This window comes from Sphingomonas glacialis (assembly GCF_006439055.1).
GTDB classification, from domain to species: domain Bacteria; phylum Pseudomonadota; class Alphaproteobacteria; order Sphingomonadales; family Sphingomonadaceae; genus Sphingomonas; species Sphingomonas glacialis_A.
Window position 1 is genome coordinate 297,711 of sequence record NZ_RCZC01000001.1, and the last position, 22,091, is coordinate 319,801.

The following is a 22,091-nucleotide window of genomic DNA, read 5'->3' on the forward strand; positions in this document are numbered from 1 at the left end:
AGGCCTTGGTGGCACGCGTGACGGGCCCGCCTCACGGCAGGCCCGGTCGCATCAGTTGGCCGCGGCGAGCACGGTCTTGGCGGCCGGTGCTGCCTTGGTGGCAGCGACCGCGCTGCGATTGTCGCAACGGACCAGCGCAGGCGACTGGACGGTCTTGCCGGCCGGGGTATGGACGTGATGAACGGTGCAGCCTTCCTTGAGCGCATCGCTGACCTGCTGCGGGCTGTGCGCCAGGCGATTGGCGAGTGCCGGCGTTGCGATCAGAGCGGGGGCGATCAGGGCGGCGGCGAGAATGGTGCGAAACATGGGAGAACTCCTCGAAGGGACAATGCTACCCAAATACGCGCGTCACCTTGCTCGCGCTGTTCGCCGCCATGACAAAGTGTTGCTGGCACAAACCGCTAGCACGCCGCGTTTGACCCCTATCCTGCCCTCCCCTACCCAATCGGACCAATGCCTGTGACCGAACCCGCTCCGCTTATGCCCACCATCGTCCTGGTCGAGGACGACCCGCATCTGCGCACGCTGACGACGCGTGCACTGCAGGAGAACGGCTACACCGTCCGCCCCGCCTCCACCGCCCCCGAAATGTGGCTGGCGATCGACCAGGGGCCGGTCGATCTGGTGCTGCTCGACATCATGCTGCCGGGCACCAGCGGGATCGATCTGTGCCGCGCGATCCGCCAGAAGAGCGACGTGCCGATCATCTTCGTGTCGGCCAAGGGGTCGGAGACCGACCGCGTCGTCGGGCTCGAACTCGGCGCGGACGATTACATCGCCAAGCCGTTCGGCACGCGCGAATTGCTCGCGCGCGTCCGCGCGGTGCTGCGCCGCGGCGGGGTCGAGCGCCAGGCGACGCCGCGCGACAATGGGATGCTGCGGTTCGACGGCTGGACGGTCAATCTGCCGCGCCGTGAACTGCTGTCGCCGACCGGCGCACTGGTCGATCTGACCGGTGCCGAGTTCGACCTGCTCGTCACGCTGTGCGACCATAGCGGCCGCGTGATCGCGCGCGAGCGGCTGATCGAGCTGTCGCGTACGCGGCTCGGCGACAGTTCGGACCGCAGCATCGACGTGCTCGTCAGCCGCTTGCGGCGCAAGCTGTCGAGCACCGGCGTCGATGCGCCGATCGCGACGGTGCGCGGCATCGGCTATATGTTCAGCGCCCCCGTGACGCGCGATTGAGCGCGACGCTGCGCCGGCACCTTCACGGCCCGGCCGGCCTGATCGGCCAGATCTTCGCGATCCTGTTGCTCGCGATGATTCTCGAATTCGGCGTGTCGACGGTGCTGTACGAACGCGCGAGCCAGTTCTCGGTGCGCGACGACGAGGCGCGGCGCCTGGCCGAGCATCTCGTCATCGCGCGCAAATTGCTCGAAGAGCAGGCGCCGCCTGCGCGTCCACGGCTGGCACGCGAGCTGACGACCAGCCGCTACGAAATCCACTGGGCGCCAGCCCTCGCGCCGCCGCCACCGCTCGCGCCGTCGCTCGACCGGATGTATCGCCAGGTGATCGGCTGGGAGCCCGATCTCGCGCATGCCGATCTGCGGCTCAATCTCGCCTCGCCCGGGCGCAATGCGGTCACCGCGGGCGGGGTGACGCTCGCCGATGGCAGCTGGATGCACTTCCATACGCGCCAGCCGATTCACCAGGTCAATCTGTCGAGCGAACGCATCCTGCTCGCGATGATCCCGGCGGCCGCGTTGCTGCTGATGGGCGGGCTGTTCATCCGCCGCACGCTGCTCCCCTTGCGCCGGCTGGCGCTCGCCGCGGACGCGGTCGGCAGCGGGAGCGACCGCGACGAGGCGGTGCCCGAAGCGGGCCCGAGCGAAGTGCGGCGCGTGATCGGCGCGTTCAACCGGATGCATGCGCGAATCTATCAATTGATCGCCGACCGGACGCAGGCGCTTGCGGCGGTCGGCCACGATCTGCGCACCCCGCTCGCGCGGCTCCGGATGCGCGCCGATGCGATTTCGGACGAGGCGTTGCGCGACGCGGTCGAGGCCGACGTGCTCGAAATGGACGCGATGGTCGCCTCGTTGCTCGCCTATCTCGGCGGCGAGGGCGAGAGCGAGGCACGTGCCGCGATCGATCTCGCGGTGCTGTGCGAAACGGTGTGCGACGATGCCAGCGACCGCGGCCGCGAGGCGCTGTACACCGGCCCCGACCATCTCGAGCTTGCGGTGCGCCCCGTCACGCTCAAGCGCGCGATCGTCAATCTCGTCGAGAATGCGCTGCATTATGGCGAGCGCGTCTATCTGACGCTGCAGCGCGACGGCGAGCGGATCGTGATCCGCGTCGAGGATGACGGGCCCGGCATACCGGCGGCCTCGCTCGCTCGCGTGATCGAGCCGTTCGTCCGGCTCGACACCGCGCGCGCGCGCGACACGATCGGGCTCGGGCTCGGGCTGTCGATCGTCGCGCGCGCGGTGGCGGAGCATGACGGCACCTTGATGCTGTCGAACCGGCCCGAGGGCGGGCTGCGCGCCGAGATCGCGTTGCCGGCGGTTTCCTAGAGCCCACACCCGCACGTCAGCGCCCGCAAAAACCGCGAGCAATCATTCGTAACGTTGGCGCCGCGGCGCAGCAAAACATGCGCGCTATCTGCTGTCGTGACCCCGTTCCCGTACGGGCAACTCAAGGAGCAGAGTCATGAACGATCTCATCGGACGCGTTCTCAGTTTCGAGAAGGGCGTTTTCCCCGACCAGAGCGCCCTCTACGCAAAGCTCGCGCAGCACGGCCAGAGCCCCAAGGCACTGATGATCTCGTGCGCCGACTCACGCGTCGTCCCCGAACACATCATGCAGGCTGCCCCCGGCGACCTGTTCGTCTGCCGCAACGCGGGCAATATCGTGCCGCCGTCGTCGTCGCAAATGGGCGGCGTGTCGTCGACCGTCGAATATGCCGTCTCGGCGCTCGGCGTGCGCGACATCATCATCTGCGGCCATTCGGACTGCGGCGCGATGAAGGCGCTGATGAACCCGGAAATGCTCAACGGCATGCCCAACGTCGCCGCCTGGCTGCGCCATAGCCACGCCGCCGAATGCGTCGTGCGCCAGGGCTATCCCGAGCTGACCAACGAGGAAGGCGTCCGCGCCGCAGCGCTCGAGAACGTCGTCGTCCAGCTGCAGCATCTGCGCACGCATCCTTCGGTCGCAGCCGGCATCGCGCGCGGCGAGATCTCGCTGCACGGCTGGTTCTTCGACATCGGCGCAGGCGCGATGTACGCGCTCGATGGCACGACGGGCCGCTTCGCGCAGATCCAGGCGGATGAACCGCTGCCGGTCGCGCATGCTGCCCAGCGCCACCGCGCTTCCGACGTCGAATATCTGGAAGCTGCAGAGTGAAACTCCCGTCGCTGAGCATGATGGGGCGGGATTTCACTGCCTCGATCGTCGTGTTCCTGGTCGCGATGCCCTTGTGTATGGGCATCGCGATCGCGTCGGGCGTGCCGCCTGAAAAAGGCCTGATCACCGGCATCATCGGTGGTCTGGTCGTCGGCATGTTCGCCGGCTCGCCGCTGCAGGTCAGCGGCCCTGCCGCGGGCCTCGCCGTCATCGTGTTCGAACTCGTTCGCGACGAGGGCCTGTCGGCACTCGGTCCGATCCTCATTCTTGCCGGCGCGATCCAGGTCGTTGCCGGCATCTTCCGCCTCGGCGGCTGGTTCCGCGCGATATCTCCCGCGGTGGTCCACGGGATGCTTGCGGGCATCGGCGTGCTGATCGTCGTCGGTCAGTTCCATGTCATGTTCGATGAAAAGCCGCTGCCAAGCGGCCTCAAGAACCTCGCGGCCGTTCCGAGCCGCCTGCTCGGCCTGTCGAGCGATATCGGCACGACCGAAATCGCGATCGGCCTTGCGGTCTTTACCTTGCTCGTCATGCTCGGCTGGGAGAAGTTCCGGCCAAAGGCGCTGCGGCTGGTACCGGGCGCGTTGCTCGGCGTCGTCGCGGCTACGCTGGTCGCGTGGCTCTCGGGCCTCGACATCGCGCGCGTCGCGGTGCCGCAGAACATCGCCGGCGCGATCAGCCTCCCCGGCGCCGACATGTTCACGCGCTTCCTCGATCCTGGTGTGATCGGCGCGGCGCTTGCCATTGCCTTCATCGCCAGTGCCGAGACGCTGCTTTCGGCAGCGGCGGTCGACCGGATGCATGACGGCGTGCGCACCGACTATAACAAGGAACTGCGCGCGCAGGGCATCGGCAATCTGCTGTGCGGATTCGCGGGCGCGCTGCCGATGACCGGCGTGATCGTCCGCAGTTCGGCCAACGTCCAGGCGGGCGCGACGACACGGCTGTCGACGATCCTGCACGGCGCGTGGATCCTCGGGTTCGTTGCGTTGCTGCCGTGGCTGCTGCGCGAGATTCCGATGGCTGCGCTGGGCGCGGTGCTGGTGCTGACCGGCTGGCGGCTGGTCAATTTCAGCCATGCCAAGCATCTGTTCAAGGATCACGGGCTGCTGCCGGTGGTGATCTGGGCGGTGACGCTGCTGCTCGTCGTGACGCAGGATCTGTTGACCGGCGTGCTGGTCGGGATCGGTCTGTCGCTGCTCGAACTCATCCCGGTGCTGCGCAACCTCCGCCTCAAGGTGGTGCGGGTCGAGAATGACGGGCATGAGACGGTGCATCTCGCCGGCGCGGCGACCTTCCTGACGCTGCCCAAACTGTCGGGCGCGCTCGACGCCGTGCCGCAGGGTGCCCCGATGCGGCTCGACATGACCGAGCTGTCGTCGGCGGATCACACCTGCGCCGAGTTGCTCAAGGACTGGCTCGCGCGGCGCCGCGCGGCTGGCGGCGAAGTCGAAGTCTATGGTGCGTCCGAGCGGCTGACCAAGCAGACCGCCTAAGCCTCTGCTTCGCTCCCTTCGGGGAGCGGTAGGGGGGTGGGGCGTCTCCCCCCGAGACATCCCTCAAGGTAAGGCCCAATCCCCAACCCCTCCCCGTCCCCGGGGAGGGGTTTTTTTGTGCACTGCCACGCACAGCAATGTTTCGTTACGGAGTGGCAAGAAAGCAGCAGCACCGCGCTCATAAAAAAATGGAGTTCCGGCCGATCGCCGCCCCATCGCTTCCCGTTTGGAGAAGCGCTAGCGGTGAGATGCGGCGGCGGTCGGGGCAGCAGGCGGGACCCGTTCGACCTATTTAGGGGGTTCCTTTGAAAATCTATTCGACCATCGCGGCAGCACTGCTGACCGCAATCGCCACGCCGGCCTTCGCCGACGAGACCGATCCGCCGCCCCCTATCGTGCTGTCGGGCTCGGTCGCGATCGTTTCCGACTATCGCTTCCGCGGCGTCTCGCAGAGCGACAAGGAAGCCGCGATCCAGGGCGGCATTTCCGCCACGCACAAGAGCGGCCTCTATGTCGGCACCTGGGCGTCCAACCTCGCCGGTTGGGGCACCTTCGGCGGCGCCAACATGGAGCTCGACCTCTACGGCGGCTATAAGCGGAGCCTCGGCGGCGGCACCGCAATCGACGTCGGGCTGACCTGGTACATGTATCCGGGCGGCGCCGATCTCACCGATTTCGGCGAAGGCTATGCCAAGCTGTCGACCACGCTCGGCCCCGTCAGCGCGCTCGCCGGCGTCGCTTACGCGCCCAAGCAGCGCGCGCTCGGCAATTTCTCGAACACGCCGCAGAGCCGCGGACAGAGCCAGGACAATACCTATCTGTGGGGCGATGTCAGCGCCGGCATCCCGACCACGCCGGTGACCGCCAAGGCGCATCTCGGCTATTCCTGGGGCAATCCCGGCCTCGGGCCGAACGGCACCAGCGTCGCGCCGACGGGCAAGTATCTCGACTATCTCGTCGGGCTCGACGTGACGTTCAAGCCGGTCACGCTCGGCCTCGCCTATGTCGGCACCGACATTTCGCGCCGCCGCGCCGCCTATCTGCTGCCCAATTTCTCCTCGACCAAGAACGGGTCGTCGATTTCGTCGGGCAAGCTCGTCGTCTCGCTGTCCGCCGCCTTCTGAACGCTGCCGGATGAAATGCGTCCCCCGCTAGCCGGGGGACGCATCGCGCGGCTACAGAGGGGATCGCATGGCACCCCCTCCCCTCCCGCAATCGCGTTACGCGCCCGCCCTAGTCGAGGCCGCGCTGGCGCTCCACGACAATCGGCTGTCCGACGCCGAGCCGCTGCTCAAGCAGCAGCTGAAGCAGGATCCGTTCGACGTCGCGGCGATGCGGATGCTCGCCGAGCTTGCCGGACGGATCGGGCGGTATCGCGATGCCGAGGCGTTGCTGCGCCGCGCGATCGAGCTGTCACCTGCCTTTACCGCGGCGCGCGCCAATCTCGCATTGGTGCTCTACCGGCTCAACCGCCCGTCCGAGGCGATCGCCGAGCTCGCCACCGTGGTGGTCGAGGATCCCGACAATCCCGGCCACGCCAACCTCCAGGCGGCCGCCTTCGGGCGAATCGGCGATTTCGACGCGGCGATCGCGTTGTACGAACGCGTGCTCGCCGATGCCCCCGCGCAGCCGCGCGTGTGGATGAGCTTTGGCCATATGCTCAAGACCGTCGGGCGCCAGGCCGACGGGATCGCCGCCTATCGTCGCGCGATCGACTTGTTGCCGAGTCTGGGCGAAGCGTGGTGGAGCCTCGCCAATCTCAAGACGGTGCGCTTCGACGAGGCCGATATCGCGCGAATGGAGACGGCGCTCGCTGCGCCGAGGATCTCGGACGAGGATCGCTTCCACCTCGACTTCGCACTCGGCAAGGCGTTCGAGGATCGGCGCCAGGCCGAGGCGGCGTTCGCGCATTATGCCGCGGGCAATGCGCGCCGCCGCGCTCAGCTAGCCTATGACGCGGACGAGACGACGCAATTCGTCGATCGCAGCATCGCGGCGTTCGACCCCGCCTTGTTCGCCGAACATTCTGGCCACGGCTCCCCCGCAGCCGACCCGATCTTCATCCTCGGCATGCCGCGCGCCGGATCGACGCTGATCGAACAGATCCTGTCGAGCCACAGCCAGGTCGAGGGGACGAGCGAACTGCCCGACATCCCCGCGCTCGCGCGCGGCGAGGCGCACTATCCCGAAGGCCTGGCCGACTGGTCACCTGGGCGGCTGAGGGAAGCGGGCGAGGCCTATCTCGCGCGCACCCGCGTCCAGCGCCGCACCGACCGTCCGTTCTTCATCGACAAGCTCCCCAACAATTGGGCGCACGTCCCTTTCATCCAGCTGATCCTCCCCAATGCGCGGATCATCGATGCGCGGCGGCATCCGCTCGGCTGCTGCTTCTCGAATTTCAAACAGCATTTCGCGCGCGGCCAAGGCTTCAGCTACGGGCTCGACGATATGGGTCGATACTATCGCGATTATGTGCGGCTGATGGCGCATGTCGATGCCGTGCTCCCCGGCCGCGTCCACCGCGTGCTGTACGAGGATATGGTCGAGGATACCGAGGCGACGGTGCGCGCGCTGCTGGCGGCATGCGGACTCGCGTTCGAGCCGAGCTGCCTCGCCTTTCACGAGACCGATCGCGCGATCCGCACCGCGAGTTCGGAACAGGTGCGCCGCCCGATCTTCCGCGACGGCACCGACGCGTGGAAGCCGTTCGAGCCGTGGCTCGATCCGCTCAAGACGGCGCTCGGCGCGACGCTCGACGCCTATCCGGCGGCGCCGAAGTCGTTGTAATTCCGCAACGGTTCGGCGGGATTGTTGCGCGTTTGTTGCAGTGCGCTTGACGGATACCGCAGTCGCGAACAGTTTCTCCGCAACATCATAAGGGGGAATTTGATGTCGCTTTTCGCGCACCGTGCCGTCGTCGCTGCATTGCTATCATCGGTCGCGTGCATAAGCCCGGCGCTGGCGCAGACCGCGCCGGCCGCGCAGACGCCCCCTGCCCCCGAGCCTGTCGTCGATGGCGGCGACATCGTCGTCACCGCGACCAAGCGCTCTGAAACGCTGCAGAGCGTGCCGATCGCGGTCCAGGCGCTGCCGACCAAGGCGCTCGACCAGCTCAACATCACCAGCTTCGCGCAATATGCCAAGCAATTGCCGTCGGTCTCGTTCCAGCCCGCCGCCAATGCGGGCGGCAATCCCGGCCAGATCGTGATCTACCAGCGCGGCATCGCGGCGGGCGGCGAAGGCAACCATTCGGGCTCGCTCCCAGCGGTCGGCGTCTATCTCGACGAGCAGCCGGTTACGACGGTCGGCGGCAATCTCGACGTCCATATCTACGACGTCGCGCGGATCGAAAGCCTGTCGGGGCCGCAGGGCACGCTGTTCGGCGCCTCGTCCGAGGCGGGCACGGTACGCATCATCACCAACAAGCCCGATCTGTCGCATTTCTACGGTCGCGCCGATGTCGAGGGCAATCACGTCAGCAAGGGCGGCTTCGGCGGCAAGGCCGAAGGGATGCTCAACATCCCGCTGTCGGAAAACATCGCGCTGCGCGTCGTTGGCTTCTACCAGCGCGATGCCGGCTACATCGATAATGTCGCGGGCACGCGGCAGTTCTGCGGCGGCAGCAACTTCGACGCCGCCGGCAATTGCGTGAAGGACGGCATCACCGTCAACAACGCGAAGTACGTCAAGAAGGACTATAACGACACCGAGATCGCCGGCGGCCGCGCCGCGCTCAAGATCGATCTCGACAGCAACTGGACCGTGACGCCGACCGTCATGTACCAGGACACCCGCAGCCACGGCGCTTATGGCTACGATTCCAAGGTCGGCGACCTCAAGCTCCAGCATTTCCTGCCCGAATATCGCCGGGATCGCTACGTCCAGGCAGCGCTGACGATCGAGGGCAAGGTCGGCAATTGGGACCTGACCTATGCCGGCGCCTATCTCGACCGCAAGGCGGCGCAGTCGAGCGACTACACCGACTATGCCGAGGCTTATGACAATCTCTATTCGTCGGTCGGCGGCCTCGCGGGGTATTTCTACTACAAGGACAATGCCGGCAAGCAGGTCGCGCCGCTGCAGAACGTGGTGGCGACCGACCATTTCAAGAAACTGAGCCAGGAACTGCGCGTCGCAAGCCCCGCAGGCGACCGCTTCCGGATCGTCGCGGGCGCCTTCTACCAGCGCCAGAGCAACGACATCCACCAGGATTACAAGGTCGCCGGGCTCGCCGATGCGCTGTCGGTCAACGGGTCGCCCGGTACGCTTTGGCTGACGCAGCAGCACCGCGTCGACAAGGACTATGCGATGTTCGGCGAGGCGAGCTTCGACATCACCCCGACGCTCACCGCGACCGCGGGTGCGCGCGCCTTCATCTACGACAATTCGCTGATCGGGTTCTTCGGCTTCGGCCGCAACCCGTCGGGCAATTATTCGGACACGCCGTATAACGGCGCGGGCAGCTCGCGTACGGGCGTCGCGGGGTGCTTCACCACCAACGGAACGCGGCTGCGCGAAGCCGTCGCCGCGGGCGCCTCGACCACGCTTGCGCCGGCCGCGGTGGCGGGAAGCCCATGTACCAATCTCGGCACCTATGTCGGCGGCGTCGGAGTCGAGCCGGTCAAGGCGTCGGGCCAGGGCGTGACCTATCGCGCCAATCTGAGCTGGAAGCCGGTCCGCGGCGTCTTGCTCTACGGCACCGTCTCGCGCGGCTTCCGCCCGGGCGGGATCAACCGTCGCGCCGACGTCGCGCCCTATGCCGCCGATTATCTGACCAATTACGAATTCGGCGCGAAGACCACGCTGCTCGGCGGCAAGGCGCATATCAACGGCGCGATCTACCAGGAGGATTGGGCCAAGTTCCAATTCTCCTATCTCGGCGCGAACAGCTTCACCGAGATCCACAACGGCCCCAACGCGCGCGTCCGCGGGATCGAACTCAACGGCAACCTCAATCTCGGCGGGCTGACGCTGAGCGCGTCGGGGGCGTATAACGACGCCAAGACACGCCAGAATCTCTGCCTGATCGACGATCCGACCTACACCTGCACCGATACCGGCAATGGCAATATCGTCTCGGCACCGGCGGGGACGCGGCTGCCGATCACGCCGCGCTTCAAGGGCACGGCGTCGGCGCGCTACTCGGTGCCGGTCGGGAGCTTCAAGGCGTACGGCCAGGGCGTCGTCTCGCACCAGAGCTCGGCTGCGTCGGACATTCGCACCGCGACCAAATATCCGACCGGCGACATCTACAACCCGGCCGCCGTACTCGGCCGGCTCGCCGCCTTCACCACCGCCGATTTCGCGCTGGGCGCGGAGTTCAATCGCTTCAGTATCGAGCTGTTCCTGCAGAACGCGTTCGACACGCGCGGCCAGATCGCGCGCTTCCAGGAATGCGGGAGTTGCGGGCAGCGGCCGTACATCATCCCGATCGTCCCGCAGACGGTCGGCGTACGTCTGCACAGCGACTTCTGAGCGCCCCTGCGCGCTCAACGCCGGACACGAAAAGGGCGGGGAATGTCGCCATTCCCCGCCCCCTCGCGCTGTCCGAAAAAAGTTTGGCTTAGAAGTGCGTGATCACGCCCAGCATCGGCCGCAGGCTGTGGAAGTTGCCGAACGTGTTGACTTCGGCGCGGATGCGGAAGCCAGCATTCCCGGTGATGCCCTTCAAGCCGATGTCCTTCGGACCGAACTCGGTGCCGATCCCGTAGGTGATCGCGCCGTAGTTCTTGTCGTTACGGTTGCCGGTCGTGTAGGCGGGGAACTTGTCGAAATCGACCCACTGATAGCCGACCTTGCCGTAGAACATGCCGCTGTCGCCAGCGCGGACGCCGAAGCGGCCAGCTGCGCCATATTCCCAATCGATGTTGCCCGAAACGCCCTTGGCGACGCTGCCTTCGGCACCGACGAACACCGGCCCGAGCGGAACGTTGATACCTGCGACGCCCTGAACGAGCGCGCCGGCGAGGCGATAGTTGTTGCGCAGCGAACCGTTGGCGTTGAGCGCCTGCGGGATGCCGTGGTTACGCTCGTTGTCGAACTGTTCCCAGCCGCCCATCACGCCTACATAGGGCTCGATGCCGAACGCACGGCTGCCGTCGGGTGCGGTCGGACCGGTCTCGACCGGAGCAGCCGGAGGCGCGTCCTGAGCGAAGGCGGGTGCAGCGACGGCCACGGCCAGCGCGGCAGCGGCGAGTTTAAGAGTACGCATTTGTAATGACCTTATCTACGGACGTTTTTTAGGGGGTGTGCCGGGATGTGTCCGGAAAGCCCGGTGCGCCCTTAACAAGCTTTGGCGGCCGATGTTGCACCGCAGCGGAATAATCCTGTCAGCGCGGGATTTTGTCACATTTCTGCAACGGTTTCTTTCCACAAGATGAACAAAACCGCGGAAAACATTGGAATCGATACTTTCAGGCACCGACCGGTCGGTGCCAGAAAGTGGCGCATCCGCCCGAATCGTCGAGTCGTCGAACCACCCGCCCGCCCGGAAGCGATGCCCTGTCGGCAACCAACCGGTCCGCAAAACCACCCGCATCGTCGCATCCAGCATTGAGGACAGACGTCAGCATATCGACCTGTCGCAGCGCGGTGACTGACACCGTTATGGGACCAGCGACAATGAGTGATGGCTGCGACATCGGCGTCTTTGGCCTCGCGACGATGGGGGCGAACCTCGCGCGCAACGCCGCCCGCAAGGGCTTTCGCGTCGCGCTGTACAACGCCATCACGAGCGGACGACGACCTTGCTCGAGCGGCACGGCGACGAAGGCGATTTCGTCGCATCCGACACGGTCGAGGCGTTCATCGCCTCGCTCAAACGCCCGCGTGCGATCATCCTGATGGTCAAGGCGGGCGATGCCGTCGATGGCGTCATCGACGAGCTGAGCCCGTTGCTCGACCCGGGCGATATCCTGATCGACGCGGGCAATTCGCTCTTCTCGGATACCGACCGGCGCGTCGGCATGGCCGCCGCCAAGGGTCTGCGCTTCGTCGGCATGGGCGTTTCGGGTGGCGAGCAAGGCGCGCTCGACGGCCCGAGCATGATGCCGGGGGGCGATCGCTCCGCCTATGACCAGTTGGCGCCGATCCTCACGCAGATGGCCGCGCAGGTCGATGGAGACGCCTGCTGCAGCTATGTCGGACCGGGCGGCGCGGGGCATTACGTCAAGATGGTGCACAACGGCATCGAATATGCCGACATGCAGGTGATCGCCGAGATCTACGACATCCTCCGCACCACGCACGGCCTGGCAGCGCCGGACATCGCCGACATATTCGCCGGCTGGCGCGACGGCGACCTGTCCTCCTACCTGCTCGACATTACGATCGACGTGCTGCGGCGGCGCGACGATGCGACGGGCGGCAGCCTGGTCGATCTCGTGCTCGACGAAGCCGAGCAGAAGGGCACGGGCCGCTGGACGGCGATGGACGCGTTCCGGCTCGGCGTGGTGGGCACGTCGACCGCGGCGGCGGTTGGCGCGCGAGTCTTGTCGGCTGGCAAAGTGCTGCGGTTGCGCGCCGCCGGTGTGCTCGACGGCCCCGCCGCTACGGTGCGACCACTCGATGCCGCCGCGACCGACGATCTGTCTGCGGCATTGCTCGCGGCGCGGATCGTGGCGTTCTCGCAAGGGTTCGATCAGATTGCCGCGGCGTCGAAAGAGCATGACTGGCGGATCGATCTCAAGGCGGTCGCCGCGCTGTGGCGGGGCGGCTGCATCATCCGCGCGCGGCTGCTCGACCGGATCCTCGACGCGCCGGCGCGCGAAGATTCCGGCGATCCGCTGCTCCTTGCACCATGGTTCCGCGATACCCTCGCACAGACGCAACACGGATGGCGCCGCACCGTGGGTATGGCGACCGCCGACGGTGTGCCGACCCCGGTCCTCGCCTCGGCGCTCGCTTACTATGACGGGCTGCGACAGGAGCGGTCGCCGGCCAATCTGATCCAGGGCCTGCGCGATGAATTCGGCGCGCACGGCTATCGCCGGGCCGGGTCGGACGACCCGCAGCACACCGACTGGGCGCGATCGGGGACCGACGCGCAGTAACGCGCGCGACCGAGTGCGTCGCGCCAAGTTCCAGGCTTCCGCGCCACGCCCCCAAAGATGATTTGCGCGATGATAGCGCTACCTCTACACCTGTAAAAAAATAAAGGTGGAGAGCAGATATGATACGCCAGCCTCGCGTCGGTCGTCACTTAACCCACGGGCGAATGGTCGGATTCGGGATCGCCATGGCGCTGATCCTGGCGACGCCCGCGCTCGCGCAAGGCGACAAGATGGCGCCGATCCCCATCCCCGCCCAGACCGGCGCGATCGACCTCGGCACCGGCAAGCTGCCCGGCTCGACCCAGCCCGAAGCGTGGCACAGCCAATATGGCAGCGTGTTCGCCCGCAACGTCACCGTCGCCACCCTGATGCCCTTCCTGCCCGATCCGGCGAAAGCGACCGGCACCGCGGTGATCGTCGCGCCGGGCGGCGGCTTCATGACGCTGTCGATGGAGAACGAAGGCTATGACGTGGCCCGCGCGCTCGCCGCGAAGGGCGTCGCGGCGTTCGTGCTCAAATACCGGCTGAAGCCGACCCCGGCGACGATGCCGGCGTTCGAACAATCGATGGCCGCGATGTTCGCGCCAGGCGCGCGCCCACCGCAGCCAAGATCCGATTCGATGACGGCCGGCCTCGCCCCGCAGATCGCCGATGCCCGCGCCGCGTTCGCGCTGGTCCGCCGGCGCGCGGCCGAGTGGCATGTCGATCCGCAGCGTATCGGCATGGTCGGCTTTTCGGCGGGGGCGATGCTGACGCTGGCGACCACGCTCGAGGGCGTCGATGCCAAGCCCGCGTTCATCGGCACCATCTACGGTCCGCTGGCGGCGATGAAGGTGCCCGCCGACGCGCCGCCGATCTTCGTCGCGCTGGCGGCGGACGATCCGTTTTTCGGCAATGGCGGTTTCGGCCTGATCGAAAGCTGGCGCACGGCCAAGCGTCCGGTCGAATTCCACCTGTTCGAACAGGGCGGACATGGGTTCGGCATGTATCCCAAGACGACGACGAGCACCGGCTGGTTCGACGAATTCGTCCGCTGGATGGCGATGCATGATCTGCTCAAGCCGGCGCCCGCGGCAACGGGCGCGGCGACCGGAACGGAGACCAAATGATGCGTCGGATCCGGCGGCTCGCGCCGCTCCTGCTGGCCTTGGCGACGGCCGGGCCAGCGGCAGCGCAGGATCCCGCGCCGGTCCCCGCCCCAACCTATACGCCGATCCCGCTCTGGCCCGACGGCGCGCCCGGGTCGGCCGCGCGGCGGAGCGAGCCCGAAATCGGCCGTGATTATTGGCTGCGCAACATCCACGATCCCTCGCTGACCGCTTTCCCGGCAGCACCGGCGCATCGCAACGGCGCGGCGATCGTCGTGATTCCCGGCGGCGGGCACAAGCTGCTGGTGTGGACCAATGAGGGGACCAAAGTCGCGACCGCGCTCAATCGGCTGGGGCTGACCGCTTTCGTGCTCAAATACCGGTTGGCGAACGAAGCCGGCTCGAAATACTCGGTCGCCGGCGACGCGGCCGACGATGCGCGGCGCGCGATCCGTTGGGTGCGTGCCCATGCCGCCGAGTACGGAATCGATCCGCACCGCGTCGGCGCGATGGGCTTTTCGGCCGGTGGCGAACTCGTGTCGCTGATCGCCGATAATCCCGAGCCGGCCGGTCGCCCCTCGCACGACGCGATCGACCGCGAATCCGCCCGACCCGACTTCCAAATGCTGGTGTTTCCCGGGCCGCGCGGGATCCCCGCCACGGCGATCGCCACCGCGCCGCCCGCGTTCCTGGTCGCCGGCAGCCGCGACGCGTGTTGCGCGGCGCCCTCGGTGGCGCTCTACGAACAGCTGCGCAAAGCGGGCGTATCGGCCGAACTGCATATGTTCGCCGACAGCGACCACGCCTTCAACCTCGACGAATCCGACCGAATCTCGATCCTCCACTGGCCCGACCGGCTGAACGACTGGCTAGCCGACGGCGGCTGGCTTTCGGCAAAGGCGGTTCCGGGCGTGGCGACGACCAAGCCCAACTAACCGTTGCCGACCCTGCGATGTCGACGACGGTGGCGGCGTGTGCCACCGGCGCGGCTTGCGGTTCGCGGCGGCGGATCATGCTTCGCTTTGGTCGATCATGGCCAAGCGCGTTTCCTGCGGGATCGCCCGAAAAGCGATCCTCTCCGAGGCGGGATCTCATCCCCAGCCCGGCGCCTTGGATCAAAAGCCAGCGTTCATCGGTTAGGACCTGAGGCACAGAAGCGGGGCCACGACGCCCGCCGCCATCATCCATCAATTCGAACGCCGGCCTTTACGCTGGCTAGCGTCCTCGATCGCATCGTGGAAACCGTCAGCGACCTGAAGCTGCGAGAAAGGTACCCATCATGCACGACCTTCTCCGCGGCGTACTGCCCGGCTGGAGCATCGATCCGGTCATCACGCTGGTCATCGCCGCCATCGGTTGCCTCCTTGCGGTCGCCCTGCATGAAAGTCTCGCGCGTATCCTGCGTCGGCTGGCCGTCAGGAGCCCCGGCCGAACCGACGATATCCTGGTCGATCGGCTGATCGCGCCGACGCGGTGGATCGCCGTCGCGCTGGGTCTGAATATCGCGCTCAACGCAGCGCCGCTCGATGCTGTCGGCGCCACCTTCGTCCATCGTGCCGCCGGCTTCATCGTACCGATGCTGCTCGGCTGGCTCGCGCTTTCCGTCCTGCGGGCGGTGCGGGACATCGTCGATGTGCGGTCGGATATCACCGCGTCGGACAATCTCGCCGCGCGGCGTCGGCGCACCCGGATCGGCATTCTCGCGCGGATCGGCACCTTCACGATCGTCTTCGTGACGCTGTGCCTGATGCTGCTCAGCATCCCGGCGATCCGCAGCGTCGGTGTCACGCTGATGGCGTCGGCGGGGCTGGCGGGGCTCGCCGTCGGCGCGGCCGCACAGCCCGCGCTCAAAAACCTGATCGCCGGCGTGCAGATGGCGTTCAGCGAACCGATCCGGCTCGACGACGTCGTCATCATCGAAGGCGAATGGGGGCGGATCGAGGAGATCCGGCTGACCTATGTCGTCGTCAAGATCTGGGACGAGCGCCGCCTGATCGTGCCGATCAGCAAATTCCTCGAAGGCTCGTTCGAGAATTGGACGCGCGACAGCAGCGCGCTGCTCGGCACCGCGTTCCTCTATGTCGATCCGACGGCGGACGTGGCGGCGCTGCGGGACCAGCTCGATAGGGTCGTGCGCCCGCATCCCAACTGGGACGGCCGCGTCGTCGGCCTGCAAGTCACCGACATCAAGCCCGAGGTGATGGAATTGCGCGCGCTCGTCAGCGCCGCCGATGCCAGCAGGGCGTTCGATCTGCGCTGCGACGTCCGCGAAGCGATGATGCGCCATATCGCCGCCGAAATGCCGCACGCCCTGCCGCGCACCCGCACGACGCTGACCGGCGAACTGGCCGCCTTGTGATGGACCGTGTAGCCCCCCCGCGCATGACCATTTCAGCACCCGCCATGCTCGCCGACCAGATCAGCCTGTTCCTCGATTTCGACGGAACGCTGGTGGAATTGGCGGAACGACCCGACGCTGTCGTCGTTACCCCGTCACTCACCGCGCTGCTGATGCAGCTCGAGGCACGCCTTGCGGGCCGTGTCGCGCTGGTGAGCGGGCGCTCCGTCGCCCAACTGGATCAGCTTATCGGTCCGTATGCACAATCGCTGACCGTGGTCGGCAGTCATGGAGCCGAGATACGCATGGCTGGCAAAGATATATCGAGCGGCGCGCGTCCGGTCGCCTTGGACGAGGCGGAGGCGGCGTTTCGCGAGGCCTTTTCGGGCAATGCGAATGTCGTGATCGAAGTGAAGACGCTCGGAGTCGCGGCGCATTACCGGCTCGACCCGTCGGTCGAACCGATCGCCGAGACCCTCGCGCAACAGCTCGCGGCCGAGAGCGGTCTGTATCTGCAAGGAGGCAAGATGATGGTCGAACTGCGAACCGACGGGCACGACAAGGGCAGCGGCATCGCCGCGCTGATGGCATCGCCACGCTTTGCCGATCGTCGCCCCGTCTTTTTGGGCGATGATGTGACCGACGAGCCGGGCTTCGCACGCTGTGCCGAGCTTGGCGGTTACGGCGTGCTGGTCGGCGCCGATCGGCCGACCGCTGCGGCTTACCGTCTCGCCGACGTCGCTGCGGTGCATGACTGGCTGGCCGCACTATGACCGCCAACCTTGACCTATGGCCGATCGGCAACTGCCAGGTCTCCGCGCTGGTCGATCGCTCGGGACGCTTCGTCTGGGGGTGCCTGCCGCGGATCGACGGCGATCCTGCCTTTTCCTCGCTGCTGGACGATTCGCCGGCGGCGGGAGACGGGGCTTACGGTTTCTGGGAGATCGACCTCGACGGTGTGATCGAGACGACGCAAACCTATCTGCGCAACTCGCCGGTGCTGGTGACGCGCCATACCGATGCGCAAGGCAATGCGATCGAAGTCACCGATTTCGCGCCCCGCTTCTTCCGCAGCGGCCGGATGTACCGGCCGACCGCGTTCGTCCGGATCGTCCGGCCCGTCGCGGGATCGCCGCGCATCCGCATCCGGATGCGCCCCGCCACATCCTGGGGAAGCGCACGCGCGGACCATACGCGTGGCTCCAATCATGTCCGCTATCTGCTCGATCACGGCGTGATGCGCCTATCGACGACGGCACCGATCGGCTGGATCGAGGACGAGCGTTTGTTCCGCGTCGAGCGGCCCCTGCACTTCTTCTTCGGCCCAGATGAGAGCTTCGGCGACGACATCGCCGCCGGGCTTGATACGATGCTCGAACGGACGCTGGCCGAATGGCGGCAATGGGTGCGCGGCCTGGCGACGCCGCAGGAATGGCAGGAAGCCGTGATCCGCTCGGCCATCACGCTCAAGCTGTGCCAGCATGAGGAAACCGGCGCGATCGTCGCGGCGATGACCACCTCGATCCCGGAACATGCCGATTCGGGGCGGAACTGGGACTATCGCTATTGCTGGATCCGGGACGCCTATTACACGATCCAGGCGCTCAACCGCCTCGGCGCGCTCGACGTGCTCGAAGGCTATCTCGAATATCTGCGCAACATCGTCGACAATACCGCGGGCGGGCATATCCAGCCGCTCTATGGCGTCGGTGGCGAGCAGACGCTGACCGAATGGGAAGCGCCGGGTCTGAACGGCTACCGCGGGATGGGCCCGGTCCGCGTCGGCAACCAGGCCTATGACCAGGTCCAGCACGATGCCTATGGCCAGATCGTGCTGTCGAACGCCCAGGCGTTCTTCGACCACCGGCTGTTCCGCATGGCGGGCATCGCCGATTTCGAAGCGCTCGAGCCGATCGGCGAACGCGCGTGGGAGCGCTATGACCAGCCCGACGCGGGGCTGTGGGAATTGCGCACCAAATCGCATGTTCACACCTATTCGGCCGCGATGTGCTGGGCGGCGTGCGACAGGCTCGCCAATGCCGCGATCGCGCTCGGCCTCGGCGAGCGCGCGACCTTCTGGCAAGACCGCGCCCACACGATGCGCGCGCGGATCGAGGAGGCGGCGTGGCGGCCCGAGACCAATCGGGTCTCGGCAACCTTTGCGGGCGACAATCTCGACGCGAGCTTGATCCAGTTGCTCGAACTGCGCTTCCTCGCGCCCGACGATCCGCGGTTCCTCGGCACGCTCGACGCGGTCGAGGCGGGGCTACGCCGCGGATCGAACATGCTGCGCTACGACAGCGAAGACGATTTCGGCGTGCCGCACACGGCGTTCAACGTCTGCACCTTCTGGCTGATCGAGGCGCTGCATTATACCGGGCGCGATGCCGATGCCCGCGCGCTGCTCGACGAGATGCTGTCGCGGCGCACGCCGGCCGGGCTGTTGTCGGAAGATATCGACCCGGTCTCGGGCGAACTGTGGGGCAATTATCCGCAGACCTATTCGCTGGTCGGCATGATCAATTGTGCCGTCCTGCTGAGCAAGCCGTGGAGCGCGGTACGATGAGCCGGCTGATCGTCATATCGAACCGGGTCTCGGCCCCGACCGAAAAGCAGCCGGCGGCCCAAGGCGGGCTGGCGGTGGCGCTGACTGCGGCGCTGCGTGAGGCCAAGGGCGTTTGGTTCGGCTGGTCGGGCGAGACCGGCGAAACCGGCGAGCTGAAGTTCGAGACCTATGACGGCGTCACTTCGGCGACGATCGACTTGCCCGAGCAGGACGTCGACGAATATTATAACGGCTATGCCAACCGCACCTTGTGGCCGCTGTTCCACTACCGGCTGGGACTGACCGAGTTCGAGCGCGACTTCCAGGGCGGGTATGAGCGCGTCAACCGCGTCTTCGGTGCGGTGATCGGGCCGCATATCGAACCCGACGACCTGATCTGGGTGCATGATTATCACATGATCCCGCTCGGCTGGGTGTTGCGCCAGCAAGGGCTGACCAACCGGCTCGGGTTCTTCCTGCATATCCCGTGGCCGCCGACACGACTGCTCACCGCGCTGCCCGAACATCGCCGCCTGGTCGAAGCGTTGTTCGCCTATGACGTGGTGGGCTTTCAGACGCAGGAATGGCTCAATACCTTCCACGATTACGTCACCAACGAAATGGGCGGGACGCTCGGAGACGATGGGGCGATCACCGTCGGAGGCCGCACGATCCGCGCGATCGCCTGCCCGATCGGCATCGACGCACAGGAATTCATTGCCAGCGCGAGCAGCGATCAAGCCAAAGAGACGCATCATCGCATGATCGAAAGCTCGATCGGCCGCAGCCTGATCGTCGGAGTCGACCGGCTCGATTATTCCAAGGGGCTGGAAGAGCGCTTCAACGGCTATCAGCGCTATCTCGAAACGCGGCCGGATGCGCAGTCCAATGTCTATATGCTGCAGATCGCCCCGCCGTCGCGCGACGCGGTGCAGAGCTACCGCGATATCCGCACGACGCTGGATGCGCTGTCGGGCCGGATCAACGGCGCGTTCGCGCATATCGACTGGGTGCCGCTGCGCTACGTCAACCAGGGGTTCCCGCGCGATGTCCTGGCGGGCGTGTATCGCTCGGCACGAATCGGCCTCGTCACGCCGCTCCGCGACGGGATGAACCTGGTCGCCAAGGAATATGTCGCGGCGCAGGATCCCGAGGACCCCGGTGTGCTGATCCTGTCGCGTTTCGCCGGGGCTTCGGAGCAACTCGAGAGCGCGCTGATGGTCAATCCCTACAGCCCGGACGACATTGCCGACGCGATCGCAACCGCGCTCGCCATGTCGCGCGAGGAGCGGATCGCGCGGTGGCGGCCGATGCTCGAGAATATTGTCGAACAGGACGTCATCTGGTGGCGCAAGCGCTTCACCACGGCGCTGATGCAGGAATAGCCTCAAGGGACGGCTTTTTCGGAGACGTGGCTTGCTGAGCAGCTGAGCCCCTCTGAAGAGCCGCCTGCGCGGGCTTGGCGCTCCAACGCACCACGACCAAAGCCCGAGGCGTGACCCGGGGCTCCTGCCTCAGCCTCCAGCTGCCATGACGCTCTATCCTTTGGGAAAGCCCGCCAAGGGCGCTAATCGACGGCGATCACCTGATGCCGCTCGCCATGGTGCTATGCGTATCCCTCGGCGTCGCGGCGGACTGATCACTTCAAAACGGATAGGCACAAAAAAGCCCGCCGTCTCGGTGAGACGGCGGGCTTTTAATGGTGGGCGTGGCAAGGATTGAACTTGCGACCCCTGCGATGTCAACACAGTGCTCTACCACTGAGCTACACGCCCACTTCGCTGCGGCAGTGCCTAGCGAGGGGCGGGCTGTAGCGAAGCCTTTGCCGCTGCGCAAGCACCTGCAAGCGCAAAATCAGATATTGTCGCTCATTCGCTCGAGCTCGAACATCCGATCGACCTCGAGCACGAGATCGCGCAGGTGGAACGGCTTGGACAGGACGCGCGCCTGCGGCATCGTCTTGCCCGCCTTGAGCGTCACCGCGGCGAAGCCGGTGATGAACATCACGCGCAGATCGGGCGCCAGATCGGCGGCCTTCTGCGCGAGCTCGATGCCGTCCATCTCGGGCATCACGATGTCGGTCAGCAGCAAATCGAAATGCTGGGTCTCGAGCAGCGGGATCGCCGCGGTCCCGCGGTCGACCGCCGCGACCGCATAGCCCGAGCGTTCGAGCGCACGCGTCAGATAGTCGCGCATCACGCGATCATCCTCGGCGAGCAGAATGCGTATCATGTCCAAAATCCCGTTTCGCGGCCCTGCCGCTTCCGTACCGCGCGATCCTATGCGCACAGGCCTTAACATTTTCCAGCCGGATCGGCGCGCGCTTATGGTACGTATTGGCACAATGGCATCCCTCCCGCCCTCGTTCGACCGTTTTGGCGACGATCCGCCCGCCAGCCCGGTCGTGCTGTCCGTACCGCATGCCGGGCGCGATTATCCGGTCGCGCTGCAGGCCGCATTGCGCGTACCGCTGAGCGCCGTGCGCGTGCTCGAGGATCGTCATATCGATGCCGTCGCGCTGGCCGCACACGGCCGCGAGACGATGCTCGTGCAGCGCCGCGCGCGCGCCTGGATCGATCTCAACCGGTCAGAGCAGGAACGCGACCCGGTGATCGACGAGGGTGCCGCCTGGACCTCGCAGCCGCTCGCCACCGCCAAGCTGCGCGGCGGGCTCGGGCTGATCCCGCGGCGCGTGGCGGGCGCGGGCGAGCTGTGGCGGCGGCGACTCGACGCCTATGACGTCGCCGCGCGGATCCGCGACGATCATCGGCCGTATCACGCCGTACTGGCGGCAGCGCTCGCCGCGGCGCGCGCGCGGTTCGGAGTCGCGGTGCTGCTCGACGTACATTCGATGCCGTCGCTCGGCGCTGGCAAGCCGGTCATCGTCCTGGGCGATCGCTTCGGGCGGAGTGCCGCCACGCGCTTCGTTTCGGCAATCGAGGGGGTGGTCGGCGCTGCAGGCCTGACGGTGGCGCGCAATGCGCCATATGCCGGCGGGCACATCCTCGATACGCAGGCGCGCCCGGCGACCGGAGTCCATGCGATCCAGATCGAATTCGACCGTACGCTCTATCTCGATCCGGCGGGCGATGCGCCGGGCGACGGGATGCCGGCAATCGCGCGGCTGCTGCGGCAGGTGATCGACGCGCTCGCCGACGAGGCAACGGGCGCGCGCGCGCTCGCTGCGGAATAAAAAAACCACCGCGTGCAATGCAGCACGCGGTG

The 22,091-nt window shown here is 66.6% G+C and carries 17 protein-coding genes, 1 tRNA gene and 1 pseudogene; 15 read left to right on the plus strand and 4 right to left on the minus strand.

What is annotated here, in order from left to right; all coding sequences use genetic code 11:
• Positions 1 to 51 precede the first annotated feature (51 nt).
• A complete protein-coding gene (locus tag EAH76_RS01375; RefSeq protein WP_140846996.1) occupies positions 52 to 306 on the minus strand; it encodes a hypothetical protein in 255 nt (84 codons plus the stop codon).
• A gap of 174 nt (positions 307 to 480) precedes the next feature.
• On the opposite strand from EAH76_RS01375, the gene EAH76_RS01380 reads away from it, so the two are divergent.
• The 7 genes from EAH76_RS01380 to EAH76_RS01410 all read left to right on the plus strand — a co-directional run bounded on the left by EAH76_RS01380 (position 481) and on the right by EAH76_RS01410 (position 10,319).
• A complete protein-coding gene (locus EAH76_RS01380) occupies positions 481 to 1,185 on the plus strand; it encodes a response regulator transcription factor (protein ID WP_037493030.1) in 705 nt (234 codons plus the stop codon).
• Positions 1,182 to 2,516 carry an ATP-binding protein gene (locus EAH76_RS01385; protein ID WP_241659490.1) on the plus strand — a complete coding sequence of 445 codons (1,335 nt, stop codon included), beginning with the start codon at positions 1,182 to 1,184 and terminating at the stop codon, positions 2,514 to 2,516. Before EAH76_RS01380 ends, EAH76_RS01385 begins: the two co-directional genes overlap by 4 nt.
• A gap of 136 nt (positions 2,517 to 2,652) precedes the next feature.
• On the plus strand, positions 2,653 to 3,348 hold the full coding sequence (locus EAH76_RS01390; RefSeq protein WP_140846999.1) for a carbonic anhydrase: 696 nt from the start codon (positions 2,653 to 2,655) through the stop codon (positions 3,346 to 3,348).
• Positions 3,349 to 3,365: 17 nt separating this feature from the next.
• On the plus strand, positions 3,366 to 4,844 hold the full coding sequence (locus EAH76_RS01395) for a SulP family inorganic anion transporter (protein WP_194150933.1): 1,479 nt from the start codon (positions 3,366 to 3,368) through the stop codon (positions 4,842 to 4,844).
• A gap of 305 nt (positions 4,845 to 5,149) precedes the next feature.
• Positions 5,150 to 5,968: a TorF family putative porin gene (locus tag EAH76_RS01400; RefSeq protein ID WP_431357961.1), complete on the plus strand. Its 819-nt coding sequence runs from the start codon at positions 5,150 to 5,152 to the stop codon at positions 5,966 to 5,968.
• Between the two features lie 67 nt (positions 5,969 to 6,035).
• Positions 6,036 to 7,631, plus strand: coding sequence for a tetratricopeptide repeat-containing sulfotransferase family protein (locus EAH76_RS01405; protein ID WP_140847006.1), 1,596 nt, complete (start codon positions 6,036 to 6,038; stop codon positions 7,629 to 7,631).
• A gap of 102 nt (positions 7,632 to 7,733) precedes the next feature.
• A complete protein-coding gene (locus EAH76_RS01410) occupies positions 7,734 to 10,319 on the plus strand; it encodes a TonB-dependent receptor (RefSeq protein WP_140847010.1) in 2,586 nt (861 codons plus the stop codon).
• Between the two features lie 88 nt (positions 10,320 to 10,407).
• Here EAH76_RS01410 and EAH76_RS01415 read toward each other — a convergent pair whose 3' ends face one another.
• A complete protein-coding gene (locus EAH76_RS01415) occupies positions 10,408 to 11,055 on the minus strand; it encodes an outer membrane protein (RefSeq protein ID WP_140847013.1) in 648 nt (215 codons plus the stop codon).
• A gap of 452 nt (positions 11,056 to 11,507) precedes the next feature.
• On the opposite strand from EAH76_RS01415, the pseudogene gndA reads away from it, so the two are divergent.
• The 7 genes and pseudogenes from gndA (at position 11,508) to EAH76_RS01450 (ending at position 20,251) form a co-directional block, all read left to right on the plus strand.
• Positions 11,508 to 12,895 (plus strand): annotated as a pseudogene (gene gndA / locus EAH76_RS01420) (NADP-dependent phosphogluconate dehydrogenase).
• A 164-nt stretch (positions 12,896 to 13,059) separates the two neighbouring features.
• Complete coding sequence (locus EAH76_RS01425) at positions 13,060 to 14,004, plus strand: alpha/beta hydrolase (RefSeq protein WP_431357970.1); 945 nt, start codon at positions 13,060 to 13,062, stop codon at positions 14,002 to 14,004.
• A complete protein-coding gene (locus EAH76_RS01430; protein ID WP_241659491.1) occupies positions 14,001 to 14,918 on the plus strand; it encodes an alpha/beta hydrolase in 918 nt (305 codons plus the stop codon). Before EAH76_RS01425 ends, EAH76_RS01430 begins: the two co-directional genes overlap by 4 nt.
• A 344-nt stretch (positions 14,919 to 15,262) precedes the next feature.
• Positions 15,263 to 16,342, plus strand: coding sequence for a mechanosensitive ion channel family protein (locus EAH76_RS01435; RefSeq protein ID WP_140847019.1), 1,080 nt, complete (start codon positions 15,263 to 15,265; stop codon positions 16,340 to 16,342).
• Between the two features lie 44 nt (positions 16,343 to 16,386).
• Positions 16,387 to 17,094, plus strand: coding sequence for a trehalose-phosphatase (gene otsB / locus EAH76_RS01440; RefSeq protein ID WP_241659492.1), 708 nt, complete (start codon positions 16,387 to 16,389; stop codon positions 17,092 to 17,094).
• Complete coding sequence (locus EAH76_RS01445; protein ID WP_140847027.1) at positions 17,091 to 18,887, plus strand: glycoside hydrolase family 15 protein; 1,797 nt, start codon at positions 17,091 to 17,093, stop codon at positions 18,885 to 18,887. Before otsB ends, EAH76_RS01445 begins: the two co-directional genes overlap by 4 nt.
• Complete coding sequence (locus EAH76_RS01450; RefSeq protein ID WP_140847031.1) at positions 18,884 to 20,251, plus strand: alpha,alpha-trehalose-phosphate synthase (UDP-forming); 1,368 nt, start codon at positions 18,884 to 18,886, stop codon at positions 20,249 to 20,251. Before EAH76_RS01445 ends, EAH76_RS01450 begins: the two co-directional genes overlap by 4 nt.
• A 315-nt stretch (positions 20,252 to 20,566) precedes the next feature.
• Here the strand turns inward: EAH76_RS01450 and EAH76_RS01455 are convergent.
• Positions 20,567 to 20,641: transfer RNA gene (locus tag EAH76_RS01455), tRNA-Val, on the minus strand.
• A gap of 79 nt (positions 20,642 to 20,720) precedes the next feature.
• Positions 20,721 to 21,098, minus strand: a complete 378-nt coding sequence (gene cpdR / locus EAH76_RS01460) for a cell cycle two-component system response regulator CpdR (protein ID WP_140847034.1) — start codon at positions 21,096 to 21,098, stop codon at positions 20,721 to 20,723.
• 112 nt (positions 21,099 to 21,210) lie between these two features.
• Between cpdR and EAH76_RS01465 the strand changes: the two genes are divergently transcribed.
• A complete protein-coding gene (locus EAH76_RS01465; RefSeq protein WP_140847037.1) occupies positions 21,211 to 22,059 on the plus strand; it encodes an N-formylglutamate amidohydrolase in 849 nt (282 codons plus the stop codon).
• The last annotated feature ends 32 nt before the right edge of the window (positions 22,060 to 22,091 follow it).

What these genes read in the sequence shown, in the direction of transcription:
- EAH76_RS01375 (WP_140846996.1), bottom strand. Translation starts at nt 306, where the DNA reads ATGTTTCGCACCATTCTCGCCGCCGCCCTGATCGCCCCCGCTCTGATC.
- EAH76_RS01425 (WP_431357970.1), top strand. Translation starts at nt 13,060, where the DNA reads ATGGTCGGATTCGGGATCGCCATGGCGCTGATCCTGGCGACGCCCGCG.
- EAH76_RS01415 (WP_140847013.1), bottom strand. Translation starts at nt 11,055, where the DNA reads ATGCGTACTCTTAAACTCGCCGCTGCCGCGCTGGCCGTGGCCGTCGCT.
- otsB (WP_241659492.1), top strand. Translation starts at nt 16,387, where the DNA reads ATGCTCGCCGACCAGATCAGCCTGTTCCTCGATTTCGACGGAACGCTG.
- EAH76_RS01445 (WP_140847027.1), top strand. Translation starts at nt 17,091, where the DNA reads ATGACCGCCAACCTTGACCTATGGCCGATCGGCAACTGCCAGGTCTCC.
- EAH76_RS01430 (WP_241659491.1), top strand. Translation starts at nt 14,001, where the DNA reads ATGATGCGTCGGATCCGGCGGCTCGCGCCGCTCCTGCTGGCCTTGGCG.
- EAH76_RS01390 (WP_140846999.1), top strand. Translation starts at nt 2,653, where the DNA reads ATGAACGATCTCATCGGACGCGTTCTCAGTTTCGAGAAGGGCGTTTTC.
- cpdR (WP_140847034.1), bottom strand. Translation starts at nt 21,098, where the DNA reads ATGATACGCATTCTGCTCGCCGAGGATGATCGCGTGATGCGCGACTAT.
- EAH76_RS01450 (WP_140847031.1), top strand. Translation starts at nt 18,884, where the DNA reads ATGAGCCGGCTGATCGTCATATCGAACCGGGTCTCGGCCCCGACCGAA.
- EAH76_RS01395 (WP_194150933.1), top strand. Translation starts at nt 3,366, where the DNA reads ATGATGGGGCGGGATTTCACTGCCTCGATCGTCGTGTTCCTGGTCGCG.
- EAH76_RS01465 (WP_140847037.1), top strand. Translation starts at nt 21,211, where the DNA reads ATGGCATCCCTCCCGCCCTCGTTCGACCGTTTTGGCGACGATCCGCCC.
- EAH76_RS01405 (WP_140847006.1), top strand. Translation starts at nt 6,036, where the DNA reads ATGGCACCCCCTCCCCTCCCGCAATCGCGTTACGCGCCCGCCCTAGTC.
- EAH76_RS01410 (WP_140847010.1), top strand. Translation starts at nt 7,734, where the DNA reads ATGTCGCTTTTCGCGCACCGTGCCGTCGTCGCTGCATTGCTATCATCG.
- EAH76_RS01435 (WP_140847019.1), top strand. Translation starts at nt 15,263, where the DNA reads ATGCACGACCTTCTCCGCGGCGTACTGCCCGGCTGGAGCATCGATCCG.
- EAH76_RS01380 (WP_037493030.1), top strand. Translation starts at nt 481, where the DNA reads ATGCCCACCATCGTCCTGGTCGAGGACGACCCGCATCTGCGCACGCTG.